The organism is Kribbella sp. NPDC049227 (assembly GCF_043197265.1).
In the GTDB taxonomy this organism is placed as follows: domain Bacteria; phylum Actinomycetota; class Actinomycetes; order Propionibacteriales; family Kribbellaceae; genus Kribbella.
Genome location: NZ_JBICST010000004.1, coordinates 81,627 through 101,043, shown reverse-complemented (window position 1 = coordinate 101,043; position 19,417 = coordinate 81,627). Strand labels below are relative to the sequence as shown.

Sequence of the window (19,417 nt, the reverse complement as noted above, 5' to 3'; positions counted from 1 at the left end):
CATGGCCACCATTACTGATCCCGTCGAGACGTCCCCACGCCGCGCCGGACCACAGTCGGTCGCCACCCAGTACACGATCGGCCGGGACAAGATCCTGTACGGCGGCCTGCTGGCGCTGACCGCGATCGCGTACCTGTGGGGACTGTCCAAGAACGGCTACGCCAACGAGTACTACGCGGCCGCTGTACAGGCCGGGTCGACCAGCTGGAAGGCCTGGTTCTTCGGGGCGTTCGACGCGTCGAGCTTCATCACCGTCGACAAGACCCCGGCCGCCCTGTGGGTGATGGGACTGTCCGGGCGGATCTTCGGCTTCAACACCTGGAGCATGCTGGTCCCGCAGGCGCTGATGGGCGTCGCGAGCGTCGGCTTCGTGTACGTGTCCGTGCGGCGGTGGTTCTCCGCGAACGCCGGGCTGCTGGCCGGTGCGATCCTCGCGATGACGCCGGTCGCCGTACTGATGTTCCGCTTCAACAACCCGGATGCGCTGCTGATCCTGCTGCTGTGTGCGGGTGCGTGGGCGGTGACGCGGGCGATCGACTCCGAGAAGCACGCGGCGCGGTGGATGATGCTGGCCGGGGCATTGGTCGGCTTCGGCTTCCTGACCAAGATGCTGCAGGCGTTCCTGGTCCTGCCGGCGTTGGGGTTGGCGTATCTGGTCGCCGGCAAGCCCGCGCTCGGAAAGCGGGTTGTGCACAGCGTGCTGGCGCTGGTCTCGCTGATCGTGAGTGCCGGATGGTGGATCGCGATCGTGGAACTGCTGCCGGCATCGGCCCGGCCGTACATCGGTGGCTCCTCGACGAACAGCATTCTCGAGTTGACGCTCGGCTACAACGGGCTCGGGCGGTTGAGCGGGAACGAGACGGGCTCTGTCGGCGGCGGTGTCGGCAATCCGGGCTGGGGTGGTGCTACCGGACTGCAGCGGTTGTTCGGTGGTGAGTTCGGTTCGCAGATCGCTTGGTTGCTGCCGGCTGCTCTGCTCGCGACGATCGTGCTGGTTGTTGCTGCGGGCAAAGCTCCGCGGACGGATCGGACCCGGGCGTTCGCTCTGATCTGGGGTGGCTGGCTGGTGGTGACCGGGCTGGTGTTCAGCTACATGCAGGGGATCATCCACAGCTACTACATGATCGCGCTGGCGCCGGCGATCGGTGCGTTGATCGGAGCGGCGATGGACGTGCTCTGGCGGCGACGGTCGGAGTGGTTGGCTCGGGCAACACTGGTCGGTGGGATCGTGCTGACCGCTGGGTGGAGCTTTGCGCTGCTGAACCAGAACTCGTCCTGGCATCCGTGGCTGCGATGGGTGGTGCTGCTGACCGGCGTACTCGGAGCTGGTGCCGTGTTGTTGCTGCCGGAGTTGGAGTTGCACAAGATGGCGGCTCGGCGGGCCGGGATGTTCGCGGCCGTGCTGCTGGCGGTGAGCGCGCTGGCCGGGCCTACGGCGTACTCGGTCGAGACGATCAGCACGGCGCACGCCGGTGCCCTTCCGTCCGCTGGGCCGTCGGGCTCCGGTGGGATGGGCGGTGGGCCTGGTGGTGGCTTCGGCGGCGGACGTCAGATGCGTACGCCGCCTGGCCAGACCGGCAACGGGGCTGCCGGGACCGTGCGGGGTGGTGCCGGTGGATTCCTCGGTGGCGGTGGGACCAGTGGAGTTTCGAGTGAGCTGGTGACGCTGTTGCAGCAAGGGGCCAAGGGCTACACCTGGGCGGCTGCCGCGGTGACGGCGAATGGCGCCGCACCACTGCAGATCGCGTCGGGCGAGCCGATCATGGCGATCGGTGGGTTCAACGGGACCGACCCGGCGCCGTCCCTCGCGGAGTTCCAGGATCTGGTTGCCCAAGGCAAGATCCACTACTTCGTCGGCAGCGGTGGTGGCGGCTTCGGCGGCGGCCGCGGCGGCACCTCCAACGAGATCGCCACCTGGGTAGCCGAGAACTACGAGGCCCAAACCGTCGGCAACACCACCATCTACGACCTCACAACCTGAACAGGAGCACGACGATGACACAGCACCCCACCTACCCAGCGGGCGCCGATCCCGAGAACCAATGGCAAACAGCCCGAGCCGCCACCAACCCACCCACCCCACCACCAGCCCACCCCGCCCCGCCGGCGGGACCCGGCACCGGCTCGCCGTACGCGAGCGAACCGCAAGCGGCGGCGCACCCGTCCACGCCACCGGTGGCGGGACCCGGCACCGGCTCGCCTTACGCGAGCGCGCCGCAAGCGGCGGCGCACCCCTCCGCGCCACCGACGCAAGGCGCGGGCTCGGCGGATCCCGCCGCGCCGTTGGGATCCGGAGCCGGCGCGTCACACCTAGGTGCGCCGCCGGCGGCGGGTGCTCTGGGGGCGCAGCCCTTTTCGTCACCGACCCAGCCGACGGCGTCGTGGGTGGCGGGTGTGGGGGAGGGGAAGAGCGGGGGGCGGCCGGGCAACCTGGTGTTGGCGGGGGCTGGGTCTTTGCTTGCGGTGCTCGCGTTTCTTGGTGGGATGGCGGTTGGGCACTCGTGGGACGGCACGGCCACACAGCAGAACCAGTTCGGGCCCGGTGGTGGCCGACAGTTCCCGGGACAGGGCACAGTCCCGGGTCAGCAGGGCCAAGGCACCCAGCCCGGGACCGGCACTCAGCCCGGGACCGGCGCTCAGCCCGGGACTGGCACTCAACCGGGGACCGGTTCGCAGCCTGGGACCGGCACTCAGCCGGGGACAGGGAGCGGTGGTCAGACGCAGACGAGTTGATGGTTGACGGGAGCAGCCCGGCGGGCCTCGAGCGGACACTCGGCTCGTCGGGCACCGTCGTGATTTCGCTCAGTGAGAGAGGCAACCAAATGGGGCGGACTGTCGGCGACGGAAGGTGACGACACGCGCAGACGGTTCGGCTTGGGGGTGGGTGGGGTAGGGATGGGGGCGTGGAATGGTCGAACGTCACCTGGTTCCTGACCGCCCTCGGGGCGGTCGTCGTACTACTGACGCGCGTCCGGCTCGGTGGAACGGTGGTGGACGGCACGGGCCATGGCGCCGGCCGCCACGGGTATTCCGCTGTCCTGCTGCGACTTCACACCACCGTCGGCGTGCTGACACTGCTCGTGTGGATCGTTGCCCTGGTCACCGGCCGGCAGGAGATCGCCCTCCTGGCCCTGGTCGGATGGTGGCTGCTGGCAATCGTCGGATTGTTGCTGCTGGCCCGTTGGCTGCCGAGTGGCGGCAAACATTCGGAGGACGCGGCAACAGACGCCTGGGGCTCCGGCGCCGGTCTGTCCCTGCTCGGCCACGTCGGGATGGTCATCGGCGTCGGCTACTTCACCTTCGTCACGCTGACGGATCGCCTCTGAGCCCGTCCAGCAGCGCGGCGATCGACCGCCGTACGCCGGCCTCGAAGTCCTGCTGTGACAGTGTGGCACCGGCTCCGGCGACCCGGTCGTACAGCAGGCCGTCCATCATCGCGGCCGCCGGCCAGGCGGCTTCGTCCGGCTGCGGGATGCCCAGCATGTCAAGCAGCTGCGCCAGGCCCACCCGCAACTGCCGTCCGCCCTCGTCGATCGCCGCCCGCAGTTCGGGCTGACGACTCGCCTCCAGTGACAGTTCGTAGCGCGCGACCAGGTCGTCCGGCCGGTCTCGCGCCAGCCCGATCGTCAACCCGATCAGGATGTCGAGCGGCCCGTGGTCGGCGTCCGGTGGCAGTGTCGCCAGGTCCCGGCTGACCATGCGGTTCACGCAGGCCGTCAGCAGCGCGCTCCGGGTGCGCAGGTAGTACGACGTGGATCCCGGCGGCAGCCCGGCCTCCGCGTCGACCGCGCGGTGAGTCAGCCCGCGCAGGCCCCGGGTCGCGACGAGGTGGATCGCGGCGTCGGCGATGGCGTCCCGGCGATCCGCGCCCAGCGGAACCTGCTTCGTCACGTCGGCAGTCTCCCATTCCGTCTCGCACTCTACAGGTGTAGAGTATCGCCCATGAGTACGGCGATCGTGGTGGGAGCGGGAATCGGCGGGGTCACGGCGGCCGTCGCACTGCAACGGTGCGGATGGCAGGTCTCGGTGCTGGAACGGGCGCCTGAGCTGGGCGAGGTGGGTGCCGGGATCTCCGTCTGGCCGTCGGCGGTCGCCGTTCTGGAGGAGCTCGGGGTCAAGGGCGTCGAGAAGGCGGCCGTGGTCTCCAAGCCGGCCGGGATGCGGAAGCCGAGCGGCCGCTGGGTGCTGGCGGCGGCGGACCTCGGCGTCGAGATCCCGGTGATGATCCACCGCGCCCAGTTGCACGAGCTGATCACGGCCGAGTTCGGCCCGGCCGTCACGGTCCGGACCGGGTACACGGTCACGAAGATCAGCCAGGACGAGACCGGCGTGACGATCAACGACGAGCTACGGGCCGACCTGGTCGTCGCGGCCGACGGGATCCGCAGTGTCGTCCGGGGCGCGCTCTACCCGCAGTACGAGGGACCGCGGTACTCCGGGTACACGGCGTACCGGGGGATCGCCGACCTCGAGGTCGACGACGGCGGCGGTGAGACGTGGGGACGCGGGAGGCGGTTCGGTTTCGCGCGGCTGATCGACGGGCGGATCTACTGGTACGCGACCGCGAACCAGCCGGCCGGCCACGGCGGCGATCACGCGGCGGTGAGCGAGGCGTTCGGCGATTGGCACGACCCGATCCCGAAGCTCCTTGCCGGCACCGCGGACGTGCTGCACAGCGACATCTACGACCTGCAGCTGCCGCTGGTCCCGTTCGTCCATGGTCGCGTGGTCCTGCTCGGCGACGCCGCCCATGCGATGACGCCGGACCTCGGCCGCGGTGCGTGCTCAGCCATCGAGGACGCCGGCGCCCTCGCCCGCCACCTCCACGAGACCCCCGAGCTCGCCACCGCCCTGAACGGGTACGGCGCCGAGCGGCGCCCCGCGACGACCAAGCTGGTCAAGCGATCGCGAGCCATCGGCCGAGTCGGCCAACTGGAGAACCCGCTGGTGCGCGCCCTCCGCGACGGACTCTTCACCGTCGGCGGCAAGGTGGCGTCGCTGCGGAGGCGGAAGTAGGGCCAGAGCCGGCGGATGGAAGAATCCCTGGGGTGACCACATCTCCTCAGGCAGCCGAGATCGCCGGTGCGAAGCACATCCACTCCGGAAAGGTCCGCGATCTGTACGAGCTGGATTCCGGCGAGCTGCTGATGGTGGCGAGCGACCGGATGAGTGCGTTCGACTGGATCCTGGAGACGCCGATCCCGGACAAGGGCAAGGTGCTCACCGCGATGAGCCTGTGGTGGTTCGAGCAGCTCGACGTACCGAACCACATCCTGTCCACCGACGTACCGGCCGAGGTCGCGGGCCGTGCGGTGGTGTGCGAGAAGCTGGACATGTTCCCGGTCGAGTGCGTCGCCCGCGGCTACCTCAGCGGCACCGGGCTGCTCGACTACAACGCCACCGGCGCGGTCTGCGGTATCCCGCTCCCGGCTGGGCTGGTCGAGGGCTCGCGGCTGGTCGAGCCGATCTTCACCCCGGCGGCCAAGGCCGAGCTCGGCGAGCATGACGAGAACGTCTCGTACGACGCTGTGGTCGCGACCGTCGGCGCGGACGTGGCGGCGGCGCTGCGGGACCTGACGCTGGACATCTACACGCGGGCGCATGCGATGGCGGAGGAGCGCGGGATCATCCTGGCCGACACGAAGTTCGAGTTCGGTGCCCGGGCGGACGGCACGATCGTGCTGGCCGACGAGGTGCTGACCCCGGACTCGAGCCGCTTCTGGCCGGCCGACCAGTGGTCGCCGGGCAAGCAGCAACCGTCGTACGACAAGCAGATCGTCCGCGACTGGCTGCAGTTCGAGTCCGGCTGGGACCGCACGTCCGGCGACGCCCCGCCCCCGCTGTCCGACGAGGTGATCGAGCGCACCCGTTCGGCGTACATCGGGGCGTACGAGCAACTGACCGGCCGGAAGTTCACAGCCTGACCCGAACCGCCACGCCATCACAATGCGCGCCGCAGGCCGCGCTTACGGGGGAGCCGCTCTCGGGAGGCCAATTGTGATGGCCTGGCGGTCCGGCACTCAGAAGAGGCCGACCCCCAAGGCCAGGGTGATGAAGCGGGCGGCGCGGCCGGCCAGGGTGGAGAGGGCGAAGGTGAGGACGCCCATCCGGGAGGCGCCGCCGATGAGCGCGACGCCGTACAGCGGCGGGATGCCGACCGAGGCGCTCAGCAGAGTGACCGGGACGCCCCAGCGGCGGTCGCTCATCGCGTCGAGGAGCCGCTTGCTGACGTCGCGGTTCCACTGCACGAACCGCCCCCAGCGGGTGTCGAGGTTCACCGGCTTGGGTTCCTTGGACATCCGGTCGGCGTACCCCGGGCGGTAGCGGACGGCGAGGAACATCGCGACCTTGCCGAGAGTCTGGCCGACCGAGACCCCGATCGCGGCGACCACAGGGTCCAGCGCACCGGAGACGCCGACGCCGAGGACATATGCCTCCGCGTTCATCACCGGTATGACGGCGGACCCGATCCCGAATCCGACCGCCAGCGCCAGCTGCCACACCCACATGCATGGAAGCGTAGGCGGCGGACCACAGTCCGGGCAGTGGTGCCTGCACCACTTCAGGGAGGAACCCGGGGCCCCTCAACCCCGGATCCCGGCTCTCCCTAGGTGGTGCGCAGGTTGGCGGGGTCGACCGCGTCCCGCACCTGACCACTCAGTACGCCGCTCGCCAGCGCCGCCACCAGCCAGGCCAGTACGCCGGCCACGCCGGCTGCGACCAGGACGAAGACGACCAGGGAGGACGTTTGTGCGGCGGGGTCGAACCGGGCCTGGAGCCGGCAGGCGAGCCCACCGCCGATCAGCACGCCCGCACCGACGGCCACCGCGGCCGGGCCGGTCAACTGGATCCGCACAGACCGCAGGACCTGCGCTGCGCCCAGCCCGAAGACGTTGAGCGCGGCCAGCTGGCTTCGCTGGTCGAGCAGGTCATCGGCCGCTCCCGCCAGGATCGCCACTCCGGCTGCCAAGGCCGCGAACAGGCTCAGCAACGCGACGGTGCCGAGGCCGGTGAGGACGAAGTCGTCATTCGCGGTCGAGTCGAGCTGACTGAGCTGATAGTCCCGGCCGATCGCCAGCACCGCCCCGCCGACCCCACCGCAGACAACCAGGAGGGCCAGCATGCGCCCAACGGCCCTCGCGGTGTGGAGCAGCCGGCCGCCGGCCAGCATTCTGACCGGGTCGCCCGACCGCTCCAGCCGTCGGCCGTACGCAGCAGCGGCGACAGGCGCGAATCCGGACGCCGCCAAGAGGACGCCAGCGGCCTGGACGAAGATCAGCATCCTGCTGATCGGCATCAGGCTCAGCACGACCAGAACTGTTCCGACGGCGCCGATCGTCACGTACCTGCCTTGCCAGGCTGCTCGGTCCGGTTCACTCTTCGGTTCGGTCGAGAGCTGCCGACGGAGGAGACCGCCGGCGCCCGCGGCCACCAGCGCGAGCACGACAGCGAGAACGGGCCAGGCCACCAGGTCACCCAGAGCCGGCGCCGGAAGCACGCGGCCCACCTGCGGCAGAGACTGCAGGACAGCCGCCAACGCCAAGTACACCGGCCCGGCAAGTACACCACCGAGCAGACCGCTGAGGCCGGCTTCGGTCGCGCCGATCAGCCGCACCTGACCGGGCGTCGCACCGCCCAGTCGCAGTGCCGCCAGTCGCCGGTCGCGAGCCGCCGTACCGAGTCGGAGCGATTGGAACGCCAGGGCGCAAGCGGCAGCCGCCAGGAGTACGGCGGCTGTCACGACGCCGGAGCGTAGGCCGTCCTCGGTCAGATAGCTGCTGTACGTCGCACTGTCGACACTGCCGAGTCGCACGATGCGTTGGCCGGCCAGGAGGAAGACTCCGGCCATGGCGACGGCCGCGACCAGCAGTGTGGATCGGCGCCGGTCGGTGGACGACTTCGGCCGGGCCAAGGTGATCAGAGTCGTGAGGGTCATGACAGCCTCACCTCGTGCTGGACGACGCCGTCCCGCAACCGGACCTCTCGATCGGCGTAGGCGGCGACCAGGTTGTCATGCGTGACGATCACCAGCGCAGCGCCGCCGTCGCGGGCGGAGGCGACGAGCAGTTCCATCATCTGCTCGCCGGCGCGGCTGTCGAGACTGCCGGTCGGTTCGTCGGCGAACACAACTGCCGGGCCGGTCACCAGCGCCCGCGCTACGGCCGCACGCTGGTTCTGGCCGCCGGACAGTTCGCTCGGCAGGGCCTCGCTGTCCGCTGCCACACCGACCCGCTCCAGCCAGCCGAGCGCTGCCCGGCGCGCGGCCGCGGCATCATGCCCTTCCAGCAGCAGCGGCAGGGCGACGTTGTCCTTCAACGACAGGTCGGGCACGAGCTGGCCGAACTGGAGCACGATGCCGACCTGAGTACGGCGTACTCGCGTCCGCTCGGCCTCGGAGAGCTCGGCGAGGTTGCGGCCGGCCAACTCCACCGTGCCCGCCTGCGGACGGAGGATGCCGGCAGCACAGTGCAACAGGGTGGACTTGCCGCAGCCGCTGGGCCCGGTGACCGCCACGATCTCGCCGGGGTCGACCCGCAGCGAGACGCCGCGTAGGGCGACATCACGACGGTAGGCGTACTCCACCCGCTGGATGTCCAGGGCGTCGGTCATCGACTGGTCTCCTTCTGCTCGGTGATCCGGTCCAGCGCCCGGTCCAGCCAGCGCAGGTCTGCGTCCAGGTGCAGTGCCAGGTAGTCACGCACCAGCCAGGACGACGAGTCGCCCCCGGCTTCGGCGGACTTGAGCTCGCGGATCCGGTGTAGATAGATCGCCCGCTGCCGGGCCAGGTAGGCGGACGCGTCCTCGCCGGTCCGGATGGTCGCCACCACCTTGCGGACCATCTCGTCGACGCCTCCGGGGGAGGGCTCGATCGGCTCGGCGAGCCAGCGGGCCAGGTGCTCGCGGCCCTTCTCGGTCAGTGCGTAGACGGTCCGCTCCGGACCGCCTTCGGACGCCCGGCCGACCACCTCGACCAACTCGTCGCGCTCCAGCCGCCCGAGCGTCGTGTACACCTGCCCGAATGCCAGCGGACGGCTGTCCGGGAACCAGGAGTCGTGGCCGCGCTTCACGTCGTACCCGTGCGCCGGACCGGCGGAGAGTAGTCCCAGAACGAGCTCGGCGGTTGCCATGACCAGGACTATACACTGAGTGTATGTACTGAGTGAATAGTCCGCGATGCGGCGTTCTGGCGCCCGGTCGGTAGGATTCAGGGCGTCACGCCGGAACGAAACCTGGAGTAGTCAGTGGCTCGCGTTGTCGTCGACGTCATGCTCAAGCCCGAGATCCTCGACCCGCAGGGCAAGGCGGTGCACGGCGCGTTCGGCCGGCTCGGCTTCGACGGCGTGGCCGACGTCCGGCAGGGCAAGCGGTTCGAGATCACCCTGGACGGCGAGGCGACCGAGGAGCGGGTCGCCGAGATCCGCAAGGCCGCCGACACGCTGCTGGCCAACCCGGTGATCGAGGACTACACCTTGCACGTCGAGGGCGACGCGCAGTGAAGATCGGGGTCGTCACCTTCCCGGGTTCGCTGGACGACGCGGACGCCCGCCGCGCAGCCGCGGTGGCCGGCGCCGAGCCGGTCGCCCTCTGGCACGGCGACGCCGACCTGCACGGCGTGGACGCGGTCGTCCTGCCGGGCGGCTTCTCGTACGGCGACTACCTCCGCGCCGGTGCCATCTCCCGGTTCGCGCCGGTGATGGAGACCATCATCAAGAAGGCCCGCGAGGGTTTGCCGGTGCTGGGGATCTGCAACGGCTTCCAGGTGCTGTGTGAGTCGCATCTGCTGCCCGGCGCGCTGATCAAGAACCACCACCGCAAGTTCATCTGCAAGGACCAACCGCTGCGGATCGAGAACAACCGCACCGCCTGGACCAGCGATTACGACGCCAACCACGAGATCACCATCGTGCTGAAGAACCAGGACGGTTCGTACGTCGCCGACGAGAGCACACTGGACCGGCTGGAGGGCGAGGGCCTGGTCGTCGCCCGCTACCTGGCCGAGAACCCGAACGGCTCGTACCGCGACATCGCCGGGATCACCAACGAGCGCGGCAACGTGGTCGGCCTGATGCCGCACCCGGAGCACTGCGTCGAGACACTGACCGGCCCGACCACGGACGGCCTGGGCTTCTTCACCTCGGTGCTGAAGGCCGTCGTCTCCAGCTGATGAAGTCGTCAGGAGTGTGGCGCCTGCTGGCCCGCACTCTCTTCCTCACCACGGCGATCCTGATCGTCGCCGCCGGTACGGCGAACGCGCAGCCGGCGAGCCTGATGGCCAAGGTCGTGGTGATCGGCGTACCGGGACTGACCTGGAACGACGTGAAGGCCTCACCGGAGCTGACCGCGCTGGTGAACCAGTCCAACGTCGGCTCGATCACGGTGAAGACGGCCGGACCGCACACCTGTCCGGTCGACGGCTGGCTGACGATCAGCGCCGGCACTCGGGCCTGGGGGAGCGTCGCCGACGAGCCCTGCGGTGAGCTGCCGGCGGTCACGGACGGCAAGGTCGCAGGCTGGCAGACGTACGTCGTCCGGCAGGCCGAGCACCACACCGGCGCGCCCATCGGCCGGCTCGGTCAGACCGGCTACCCGATCTGTGGGTTCGGTCCGGGCGCCGCGATCGCGTTGGCGCGGACTGACGGCTCGGTGACGAACTGGCAGCCAGAGCTCGACCAGACCCGGTTGGCGAGCCCGGCGTGCGGTGACGCGGTCATCGACGCCGGGGCGCTGCCGCTACGGGAGGGGCGGGCCGAGGCCCGCAAGAAGGTTGCGGACCTCGTCGCCGACGCCCGGGCGGCCGGAGGGTGGGTTCTGCTCGTCGGTGTCAGCCAGGAGTTGGCCAACTCGCACCAGGAGCCCCTGGTCGCCATGCAGCTCCCGCCGGACAACGGACCGCGGTGGCTGACCAGTGACAGCACCCGTCGGCCCGGTCTGATCCAGCTGACTGACATCACCGCGACGATCCTCAAGGGCCGAACGGCCGCCGAGGTGGATCCCGCCGGAGCGGAGAAGGCCGGTCCGCTGGACGGGAACGAGATCCATTTCACCGGTGACGTGCACACCGACGCGGACGCGATCATCGAGAACCGGCTGGACACCAACCAGCGGTTCGAGCAGCCACGGCCGATGCTCGTCGCGGTCTCGATGACGATCCTGGCCGCGGAGCTCCTCGCGCTCGCCTGGTTCTGGTTCACCCGCAGCCCGCGTTCCCGGCGTACTTTCGTCTTCACGCTGCTCACCCAGGGCGGGTTCTTCATCGCGGTCTTCCTGTCCACCGCGACGGTGTGGTGGCGCTGGCCGGCGCCCGGATTCTCCTTGTACTGCGTGGTTCTGGGGATCAGCGCGATCCTCGCGGCGCTGTCCCAACTGGTCCTGAAACGCTACGCGTTCCTGGGGATCACGCTGGCGGCGTACCTGATCCTGCTGGTGGACGGCGTACTGGGGACGCCGCTGCAGTTCGGCAGCATGTTCACCGACGGGCCTGTGATCGGCGGGCGGTTCTACGGCTTCGGCAACTCGACGTTCGCGACGCTGGCGGTTGCTGCGCTCGTCACCGCCGGGTGGGCCGCGCAGAAGCTGATCGACAAGAGCAGAGTGCAGGCCGCACTCGCTGTTCTCGCCATCGGCGGCGCTGCGATCGTGGTGGACGGCAGACCGGGCTGGGGGACCGACTTCGGCGGCATCATCGCTCTCACACCGGCTGTGCTGCTGATGGCCTGGCTGACCTGGCGCGGCAGCATCTCGCTGCGTGCACTGATCGGTGTGGGTGTTGCCGGCGTACTGGCGGTGTCGGCTGTCGCGTTCCTCGACTACCTGCGGCCCCCGGACCAGCGGAGTCACTTCGGCACGTTCGTGGCCCGGTTGCTGGACGGCGACGTGAGCGACGTACTGATCCGCAAGCTGGACATGGCGGTGCAGTTCTTCACCGGGCCGGCCGGCTGGGCCATGCTCGTCGGTGTGGTGCTGGCCATGCTGGCCACCGTGTTGCCGGACCGGGTGCCGTTCCCGGCGTACCGGACCTTCTACTCGAGTCTGCCGATGATCCGGCCGACTCTGCTCGCCCTGTCGGCCTGCGGTCTGGTCGGCATGCTGCTGAACGACGCCGGGGTCGCACTGCCCGCGATCATGGCCGGCTTCGCCGTACCACTGCTGGTGGCCCACCTGGTGGCCTTCGAGCAGCCCGCTACCGTTTCACCTGAGTCCCACCTAGTGCAGGAGTCCTGAAGTGTCTACCGACACCGTTAGCAACGCCACCAGTACCCCGGACGTCGAGCAGCCGTGGGCCGAGCTCGGTCTGAAGCCGGACGAGTACCAGCGGATCCGCGACATCCTGGGCCGGCGTCCGACCAGCTGCGAGCTGGCCATGTACTCGGTGATGTGGAGCGAGCACTGCTCGTACAAGTCGTCCAAGGTGCACCTGCGCAAGTTCGGTGACATCCCGCAGGAGACCCCGGCCGGCAAGATGCTGGCCGGGATCGGCGAGAACGCCGGCGTGATCGACATCGGCGAGGGGTACGCCGTCACGTTCAAGGTCGAGTCGCACAACCACCCGTCGTACGTCGAGCCGTACCAGGGCGCGGCGACCGGGGTCGGCGGCATCGTCCGCGACATCCTGGCGATGGGCGCCCGGCCGGTCGCGGTGATGGACCCGCTGCGGTTCGGCCCGCTGGACGCGCCGGACACCAAGCGCGTGCTGCCCGGCATCGTGTCGGGCGTCGGCGGCTACGGCAACAGCCTCGGCCTGCCCAACGTCGGCGGTGAGGTCGTCTTCGACCCGACGTACCTCGGCAACCCGCTGGTCAACGCGCTCTGCGTCGGCGTGATGCGGCACGAGGACCTGCACCTGGCGAACGCGACCGGTCTCGGGAACCAGATCATCCTGTACGGCGCCAAGACCGGTGGCGACGGGATCGGCGGAGTGTCGGTGCTGGCGTCGGAGACGTTCGCCGAGGGCGGTCCGACCAAGCGGCCGGCGGTCCAGGTCGGCGACCCGTTCATGGAGAAGCTGCTGATCGAGTGCACGCTCGAACTGTTCGCCGCGCGAGTGGTCGAGGGCATCCAGGATCTCGGCGGCGCCGGGCTGTCCTGTGCGACCTCCGAGCTGGCCAGCGCGGGTGACGGCGGCATGTACGTCTCGCTCGACAAGGTGCCGCTGCGGGATGCGTCGCTCGCGCCGGAAGAGATCCTGATGAGCGAGTCGCAGGAACGGATGATGGCGGTCGTCACGCCGGACAACGTCGAGGCGTTCCTGAAGATCTGCGCGAAGTGGGACGTCCAGGCCGACGTCATCGGCGAGGTCACCGGCACCGGCCGGCTCGAGATCGACTGGCACGGCGAGCGGGTGGTCGACGTACCGCCGCGGACCGTCGCGCACGAGGGACCTGTGTACGAGCGCCCGTACGCGCGCCCGGACTGGCAGGACGAACTGCAGGCCGACGGTGCGGAGAAGTTGCCGCGCGCAACCACCCCGGAGGACCTGCGGGACACGTTGCTGAAGCTGGTCGCGTCGCCGAACCTCTGCGACAAGTCCTGGGTCACGGACCAGTACGACCGCTACGTGCTCGGCAACTCGGTGCTCGCGCAGCCCGAGGACAGCGGGATGATCCGGGTCGACGAGACCAGCGGCCTCGGGGTCGCGGTGTCGACCGACTGCAACGGGCGGTTCGCCAAGCTCGACCCGTACACCGGCGCGAAGCTCGCACTGGCCGAGTCGTACCGCAACGTCGCCACCACCGGTGCTCGGCCGATCGCGGTGACCGACTGCCTGAACTTCGGCTCGCCCGAGGACCCGGCGGTGATGTGGCAGTTCGCGGAGGCGATCCGCGGCCTGGTCGACGGCTGCATCGAGCTCGGCATCCCGGTCACCGGCGGCAACGTGTCGTTCTACAACCAGACCGGCGAGACCCCGATCCTGCCGACGCCGGTGGTCGGCGTCCTCGGTGTCATCGACGACGTCACCCGCCGTACGCCGATCGGCTTCACGGCCGAGATGGAAGGCCACCAGCTGTACCTGCTCGGTGAGACCGAGGAGGAGCTGTCCGGGTCGGAGTGGGCGCACGTCGTCCACGGCCACCTCGGTGGGCGGCCCCCGGCGGTCGACCTGGCCGCGGAGCAGCAGCTGGCCGACATCCTGATCAACGCGTCCCGCGACGGCCTGATCGACGCGGCGCACGACGTCAGCGACGGCGGTGTCGCGCAGACTCTGGTCGAGTCGGCGCTCCGCGGTGGCGTGGGTGCCCGGGTCTGGGCGCCGGACGGGCTCGACCCGTTCCTGTTCCTGTTCGCGGAGTCGGCCGGCCGTGCGGTCGTCGCCGTACCGCGCACCGAAGAGGTCCGGTTCACCGACATGTGCACCGCACGCCGCTTCCCGCACGCGAAGATCGGCGTCATCACCGGCGACTCCCTGGACGTCCAGGACCAGTTCGAGCTCCCGCTCACCGAGCTCCGCACCGCCTGGACCCAGACGCTGCCGGCCGCCCTCAGCTGACCAGCCGCTCGAGGACCCGGCCGCTGCCCGGTCGTCTGGCACACTCGAAAGGACGAGTGAGGTGAGGCGGATGGTGGAGCAGCGGCCGGCTAAGCCGTCTGTGGGCGACCTGATCGGGTTGGCCTCGGCGGCCGGGCAGGAGGCCCGGGTGGCGGCGGCCCGGCGGCGAGTGGCGAACATCCGGCTGACCGACGAGGAGCGCCGGATCTGTACCGACGACCTGGCCGAAGCGTTCGCTGTCGGGCGGCTGGACGAGGACGAGTTGCACCGACGGGTGGATCGGCTGAACGAGGCCGTCACGCACGGCGAACTGCAGCCGATCTTCGCCGGTCTGCCGGCGCCGTCGCTGTACCAGGTCGAGCCGCGCAAGACCGGCCGGTGGCGCTGGGCCGCGTTCGTCGGTGCGGTCTGGCTGGCTCTGCCGTTCTTCCTGCTCGGACTGGTCTTCCTGGTCTTCGGTCGCGAGGTCGCCGCCGCGATCTTCGGCCTGCCCGCGATCCTCTGGACCCTCGTCGCCTACCGCTGGGCCGCCGGCAAGACGAAACGCTCCCGCCGGACCTGAGGCCCGGCGGGAGCGGTTCGGTCACTTCGCCGGTGCAGAGCCGATCCAGAGCAGGACGACTCCTGGCGAGTGCGGCTGAATTTCGTGGACGTACCAGTCGCCCGGCGCGGGGTCGACATCCTTGGCGGTGGCGACGCCGTTGACCAGCTCGGTCTTGGAGTTGAGGTAGCCGCCGATAGCCACGCCGCGCGCCGCGATCAGCTTCTGTACCTCGGCCACGCGCTTGTTCTTGTACGACAGGCCCGCCAGCTCCTCCCCAGGAGCGCTGGCGTCGCTCGGAATGTACTGGTACAGCTCACCAGGCCGCGCGGCCCGGCCGAACATGATCTCCGCGGTGCCCTTGAACTTCTTGCCCACTTCCACGCCGTACTGGCAGCCCGGGTCGCTCGCGTTCTGTGTCGCCGGGCAGTTCTCACCCGGCTTGAGCAGGCCGAGTTCCGACCCGTCGCCGCTCTCGTTGTACAGGTAGGTCGCGTACTTGCCGACGGCCGTCGGCGCGACCGGGACCATCTTCACCTTGATGTCCAGCCCGAGCTTCTTGAACTGCTGGTTGTAGGCCTTCGGGTCGGCGTTCTGGTCGATCACCCGGACGATCAGCCGGTCGCCCTGGTCTGTGACGGACAGCGCCTGCGGCAGATCCTGGCCGGGCAGGTCGACCACGGTCGCAGCGACCACGCCGGCGATCAGGAGGCTGCAGGCGGCCGCCAGGAGTACGCTGGGCCGCGTCGAGCGGCGGCGGCTGTCCAGGCTGACGACCGACTCGTCGGAGCCGTTGGTGATGTTGGCGGACAGTTCGGACCAGGCCGCATCGGTGATCTCATGGTTGGGGCGGGCCAGGCCGCGGACGGCGGCGTCGATGTCAGGCGTCTTCATGTGAGGTCTCTTCCGTGAGGGCGACCAGCTTCCGGTTCGCCAGCGGGGCGGTGAGCAGCTTGGCGAACCGTTTCCGGGCGCGGTGCAGCCTGATCCGTACGGCGTTGCGCGTGATCCCGAGTACGGTCGCGATCTGGGCGGTGTCGAGGTCCTCCCAGGCGACCAGGGAGAGCAGTTCCCGATCCTGCTCGGGCAGTGCGCTGAACGCCCGCGCGGCAGGGGTGTCGTCGGGCAACGACCGATTCGTCCCGTCCGGCTCGGTGAGTTCCTGGCGCAGCTTGGTCGCGAGTGCGTGCCGGCGTCCCTCGCCTCTGCGGTGATTGGCCAGCACCCGCCGCGCCACGCCGTACAGCCAGGGCCTTGTCTGGACCCCTGAAGGGACGTCGTCGAGCCGTCGCCACGCGATCAGGAACGTGTCCGCGAGCAGGTCGGCGGCGTCGTGGCCGCTGTCGGTCCGGCGGTGCAGGTAGCCGAGGACGGCCTCCCGGTGCGCGCCGAACAGCTCTTCGAACCGGTCCCTGCGTGGATCCGGTGGTGGGTGCACGGCTCCCTCACTCACCGGCCCTGCCCAGGCCTTGATCGGTGTCTGCGTCATACCCGGTAGATGTCCGGCAACGGTCCGACCCATTTCACCGCACGGGTATTGCGGAACTAGCCTGTGGGGCGTGGAGGCTGTGTTGCGGGTCGCGGTGCGGGCGGATGGGCCCGCAGTGGCCGAGTTGGCGCGCGCCTCGGTGCGGGAGCTGTTCCCGGCGTACTACGACCCCGCCCAGACGGCCAGCGCCGCGGAGCACATCACCACGCTCGACACCGCGCTGATCGACGACGGGACCTACTACGTGCACGAGGCCGGCGGGGAGATCGTCGCGTGCGGTGGCTGGAGCCGGCGGAACAAGCTGTTCAACGCCAGTACGGCGGGGGCCGACGCGCGACTGCTCGATCCGGCGACCGAGCCGGCCCGGATCCGTGCGATGTTCGTCCGCAGCGACTGGACCCGCCGGGGCCTGGGCCGGGCGATCCTGGACGCCTGCACCGATGCGGCCCGGGCCGAGGGTTTCACGCAACTGGCGCTGATGGCGACGCTGCCCGGCGTACCGCTCTACAAGGCTTTCGGATTCACCGAGGTGGAGTCCGCCGAACTTCCCATGCCCGACGGCGTCGTCCTCGGCGCCGTCGCGATGGAACGCCCAATCGACCTGCCCGTGAAGGAGAAGTCCGTATGACCGCAGGCACCACTGTCGCCGCGCCGGACGGCACCGAGGTCGTCCTCGGTGAGATCGGTACGCGCGTCCTGCTGAAGAACTCCCGGGTCCGCGTCTGGGAGGTCTCGCTCGCGCCGGGCGAGGCGCAGGGCTGGCATCTGCACCACAACCCGTACGTCGTGCTGTGCCTGTCCACGTCGCCGTGTCACATGGACTGGCTCGACGGCAGCCCGGCCCGGCAGCTCAACGAGACCGTCGGTGGTTCGGTCTACCGTCCGGTGTCGCCGGTCCACATGCTCACGAACGACGGCGAAACGCCGTACCTGAACCGGCTGATCGAGGTGCTCGACCTTGGTGAGGAGGCCTCGGGCGATCCGTACTTCCTGGTCTCCGGCGTCCCTTCGGAGGCGGGCTTCGAGCAGGTGGGCGAGGTCCCGGCGAAGGTGGTCGTGGACGAGGACGACGTCCGCGTGCAGCACGTCACGCCTGACGCGGGGGAGTCCTACACCTGGCACACCGGCGCGTACCCGGCGCTCGTGGTCGACCTCGATCTGGAGCATCCGGACGTCACGTACGTCGAGCCCGGCGAGTCCTACACGCTGCCGACCAAGCCGACGCGGACGTCCGGCTTCAACCTGGTCGAGCTGCGCTACTACAGCAAGCCACGCACCTGAGCGGCGTCCCGGGCGGCCAGCACCGCGGCAGTGTCGATCTGGTGGAGATCTGCGCGCCGTAGACGTTCCTTGACCAGCGGAACCTGCGGACCGACCGCGCTGAGCTCGTCCACGCCAAGAGCAGCGAGGAGTACGGCGGCCTGCGGATCGCTGGCCAGATCACCGCAAACAGCTACTCGTACGCCGGCTCGTCTGACCACGTGGTCGATCAGCTGCAGTACGGCGGGGTCGAGGCCATCGGCCAGTGGCGCGACCGCGGTGTTGGTGCGGTCGGCGGCGGTTGTGTACTGCGTGAGGTCGTTGGTGCCGATACTGACGAAGTCCAGGCCGGCCGCGAGGGTGTCGATCCGGAGCGCGGCGGCCGGCACCTCGACCATGATGCCGACCTCCAACCCGTCGGGCCGCGGACCTCGTTGGTCGAGCTGGTCGAGCGCCCAGGCGACCTCGTCCGCGGTCGTCACCATCGGGAACATCACGTGCACCGGTGTCTCGGCCGCGACGCGGCGTACGGCTTCGAGTTGGTCCCGCAGCAGCTCAGGACGGCGACGGAAGACCCGGAGGCCGCGCTCACCCAGGAACGGGTTCGGCTCCTGGTCCTGCGGCAGGAACGGCAGCGGCTTGTCGCCACCGATATCCCAGGTCCGGATGGTGATCGGCTTTCCCTGCAGGGCTTGGGCGATCGCACGGAACTGCTCGGCCTGCTCGTCGATGCTCGGCGCCGTACGCCGGTGGCCGAACAGGACCTCGGTCCGCACCAGCCCGGACCCGTCCGCACCGCGCGCGTCCACAGCGTCCTGCACCGACCCGACGTTCACCAGTACGGCGATCGTCCTGCCGTCCACGGTCGTCGCCGGCTGATCGGCCTCCGCGAGCGCACGCTCCCGCTCGGTCTGCCGCTCGGTGATGGTCCGCCGGACCGCGTCCTCGTCCGGCGAGACCTCGAACGAGCCTGCCCGCGCGTCGAAAGCGACCGTCGCTCCGGCCGGTACGTCGACGTCTCCGATGCCGGTGATGAGAGGTATGCCGCGCGATCGAGCCACGATCACCCCGTGACCGGTCGTCCCGGCCGCCCGCACCGCGATCCCAGCGACCTTGGCGGCGTCGAGAGTGGCCGCCGTCGCGGCGTCCAGCTCAGGCACGACGAGGATCCCGCCGTCGGCCGCTTCGTCGACGGTCGCTCCCGTCAGAGCCCGCAGTACCCGATCCCGAACGGCTCGGACGTCTTGCGCGCGTTCCCGCTGGTACGCGTCGTCCAGGCCCTCGAACGTCGTCGCCAGGTCGTCGTACGTCTGCTTCCACGCGACCGGGGCCGACGTACCTGCGGCGATCGCGGCCCGGATTTCCTCGATCGGCTTGCGATCCTTGAGAAGCGCGAGATGTGCCTCGAAGATCCCGCCGAGCTCGCCGCTGCGCTCCCGAAGGTGCCCCAATTCCTCGGCAACCGTCGCCATCGCGTCCTCGAGCCGCGCCCACTCGTCACCACTGGCGACGTAACCGCTCACGTCCACCTGCGCCCCGGCAACAACCGCCGGTCCCAGGGCCACATCCAGCCCGGACCCGCCGGGGGAGGTCGCTGCCACTCCGACGCTGTCGGTAGCGGCGGTCGTGGCCGGCTCGTCGC

The 19,417-nt window shown here is 69.9% G+C and carries 19 protein-coding genes; 11 read left to right on the top strand and 8 right to left on the bottom strand.

Annotated features, from left to right (window positions below; translation table 11 throughout):
* Position 1: 1 nt before the first annotated feature.
* Both ACGFH6_RS18160 and ACGFH6_RS18155 read left to right on the top strand, forming a co-directional pair.
* Positions 2-1,981 (top strand): ArnT family glycosyltransferase, encoded by a 1,980-nt coding sequence (locus ACGFH6_RS18160; RefSeq protein ID WP_393385002.1) that lies wholly within the window; start codon positions 2-4, stop codon positions 1,979-1,981.
* A 922-nt stretch (positions 1,982-2,903) separates the two neighbouring features.
* On the top strand, positions 2,904-3,326 hold the full coding sequence (locus ACGFH6_RS18155; RefSeq protein ID WP_393385000.1) for a hypothetical protein: 423 nt from the start codon (positions 2,904-2,906) through the stop codon (positions 3,324-3,326).
* Here the strand turns inward: ACGFH6_RS18155 and ACGFH6_RS18150 are convergent.
* Complete coding sequence (locus ACGFH6_RS18150) at positions 3,304-3,891, bottom strand: TetR/AcrR family transcriptional regulator (protein WP_393384998.1); 588 nt, start codon at positions 3,889-3,891, stop codon at positions 3,304-3,306. The genes ACGFH6_RS18155 and ACGFH6_RS18150 overlap by 23 nt on opposite strands.
* A 51-nt stretch (positions 3,892-3,942) precedes the next feature.
* Here ACGFH6_RS18150 and ACGFH6_RS18145 point away from each other — a divergent pair, with 51 nt between their 5' ends.
* Together ACGFH6_RS18145 and ACGFH6_RS18140 are read left to right on the top strand one after the other, a co-directional pair.
* Positions 3,943-5,016: an FAD-dependent monooxygenase gene (locus tag ACGFH6_RS18145; protein WP_393384997.1), complete on the top strand. Its 1,074-nt coding sequence runs from the start codon at positions 3,943-3,945 to the stop codon at positions 5,014-5,016.
* A gap of 32 nt (positions 5,017-5,048) precedes the next feature.
* Positions 5,049-5,924, top strand: a complete 876-nt coding sequence (locus ACGFH6_RS18140; protein ID WP_393384995.1) for a phosphoribosylaminoimidazolesuccinocarboxamide synthase — start codon at positions 5,049-5,051, stop codon at positions 5,922-5,924.
* Positions 5,925-6,020: 96 nt separating this feature from the next.
* Here ACGFH6_RS18140 and ACGFH6_RS18135 read toward each other — a convergent pair whose 3' ends face one another.
* From ACGFH6_RS18135 to ACGFH6_RS18120, 4 genes are all read right to left on the bottom strand, one after another.
* Positions 6,021-6,509, bottom strand: a complete 489-nt coding sequence (locus ACGFH6_RS18135; protein WP_393384994.1) for a hypothetical protein — start codon at positions 6,507-6,509, stop codon at positions 6,021-6,023.
* 98 nt (positions 6,510-6,607) lie between these two features.
* The gene (locus tag ACGFH6_RS18130; RefSeq protein WP_393384992.1) at positions 6,608-7,936 is read right to left on the bottom strand and encodes an FtsX-like permease family protein; all 1,329 of its coding nucleotides are present in this window, start codon (positions 7,934-7,936) and stop codon (positions 6,608-6,610) included.
* Positions 7,933-8,610 carry an ABC transporter ATP-binding protein gene (locus ACGFH6_RS18125; protein WP_393384990.1) on the bottom strand — a complete coding sequence of 226 codons (678 nt, stop codon included), beginning with the start codon at positions 8,608-8,610 and terminating at the stop codon, positions 7,933-7,935. Before ACGFH6_RS18125 ends, ACGFH6_RS18130 begins: the two co-directional genes overlap by 4 nt.
* Positions 8,607-9,128: a PadR family transcriptional regulator gene (locus ACGFH6_RS18120; protein ID WP_393384988.1), complete on the bottom strand. Its 522-nt coding sequence runs from the start codon at positions 9,126-9,128 to the stop codon at positions 8,607-8,609. The genes ACGFH6_RS18125 and ACGFH6_RS18120 overlap by 4 nt, the downstream gene beginning before the upstream one ends.
* A gap of 114 nt (positions 9,129-9,242) precedes the next feature.
* On the opposite strand from ACGFH6_RS18120, the gene purS reads away from it, so the two are divergent.
* From purS to ACGFH6_RS18095, 5 genes are all read left to right on the top strand, one after another.
* Complete coding sequence (gene purS, locus ACGFH6_RS18115) at positions 9,243-9,497, top strand: phosphoribosylformylglycinamidine synthase subunit PurS (protein ID WP_131359615.1); 255 nt, start codon at positions 9,243-9,245, stop codon at positions 9,495-9,497.
* Positions 9,494-10,165 (top strand): phosphoribosylformylglycinamidine synthase subunit PurQ, encoded by a 672-nt coding sequence (purQ, locus tag ACGFH6_RS18110; protein ID WP_393384986.1) that lies wholly within the window; start codon positions 9,494-9,496, stop codon positions 10,163-10,165. Before purS ends, purQ begins: the two co-directional genes overlap by 4 nt.
* Positions 10,165-12,222: a hypothetical protein gene (locus ACGFH6_RS18105; RefSeq protein ID WP_393384984.1), complete on the top strand. Its 2,058-nt coding sequence runs from the start codon at positions 10,165-10,167 to the stop codon at positions 12,220-12,222. The genes purQ and ACGFH6_RS18105 overlap by 1 nt, the downstream gene beginning before the upstream one ends.
* A 1-nt stretch (position 12,223) precedes the next feature.
* Positions 12,224-14,485 carry a phosphoribosylformylglycinamidine synthase subunit PurL gene (gene purL / locus ACGFH6_RS18100; RefSeq protein WP_393384983.1) on the top strand — a complete coding sequence of 754 codons (2,262 nt, stop codon included), beginning with the start codon at positions 12,224-12,226 and terminating at the stop codon, positions 14,483-14,485.
* A 70-nt stretch (positions 14,486-14,555) separates the two neighbouring features.
* Positions 14,556-15,047 carry a DUF1707 domain-containing protein gene (locus tag ACGFH6_RS18095; protein WP_393384981.1) on the top strand — a complete coding sequence of 164 codons (492 nt, stop codon included), beginning with the start codon at positions 14,556-14,558 and terminating at the stop codon, positions 15,045-15,047.
* A gap of 21 nt (positions 15,048-15,068) precedes the next feature.
* On the opposite strand, the gene ACGFH6_RS18090 is transcribed toward ACGFH6_RS18095, so the two are convergent.
* Both ACGFH6_RS18090 and ACGFH6_RS18085 read right to left on the bottom strand, forming a co-directional pair.
* Entirely contained in the window at positions 15,069-15,920 is an 852-nt protein-coding gene (locus tag ACGFH6_RS18090) for a hypothetical protein (protein ID WP_393384979.1), read from the bottom strand.
* Positions 15,907-16,515 carry an RNA polymerase sigma factor gene (locus ACGFH6_RS18085; protein ID WP_393384977.1) on the bottom strand — a complete coding sequence of 203 codons (609 nt, stop codon included), beginning with the start codon at positions 16,513-16,515 and terminating at the stop codon, positions 15,907-15,909. The genes ACGFH6_RS18090 and ACGFH6_RS18085 overlap by 14 nt, the downstream gene beginning before the upstream one ends.
* Before the next feature lie 70 nt (positions 16,516-16,585).
* On the opposite strand from ACGFH6_RS18085, the gene ACGFH6_RS18080 reads away from it, so the two are divergent.
* Positions 16,586-17,143, top strand: a complete 558-nt coding sequence (locus tag ACGFH6_RS18080) for a GNAT family N-acetyltransferase (RefSeq protein ID WP_393384976.1) — start codon at positions 16,586-16,588, stop codon at positions 17,141-17,143.
* Complete coding sequence (locus tag ACGFH6_RS18075; RefSeq protein ID WP_393384974.1) at positions 17,140-17,796, top strand: hypothetical protein; 657 nt, start codon at positions 17,140-17,142, stop codon at positions 17,794-17,796. The genes ACGFH6_RS18080 and ACGFH6_RS18075 overlap by 4 nt, the downstream gene beginning before the upstream one ends.
* On the opposite strand, the gene ptsP is transcribed toward ACGFH6_RS18075, so the two are convergent.
* Complete coding sequence (gene ptsP, locus ACGFH6_RS18070; RefSeq protein WP_393386711.1) at positions 17,775-19,376, bottom strand: phosphoenolpyruvate--protein phosphotransferase; 1,602 nt, start codon at positions 19,374-19,376, stop codon at positions 17,775-17,777. The genes ACGFH6_RS18075 and ptsP overlap by 22 nt on opposite strands.
* Between the last annotated feature and the right edge of the window lie 41 nt (positions 19,377-19,417).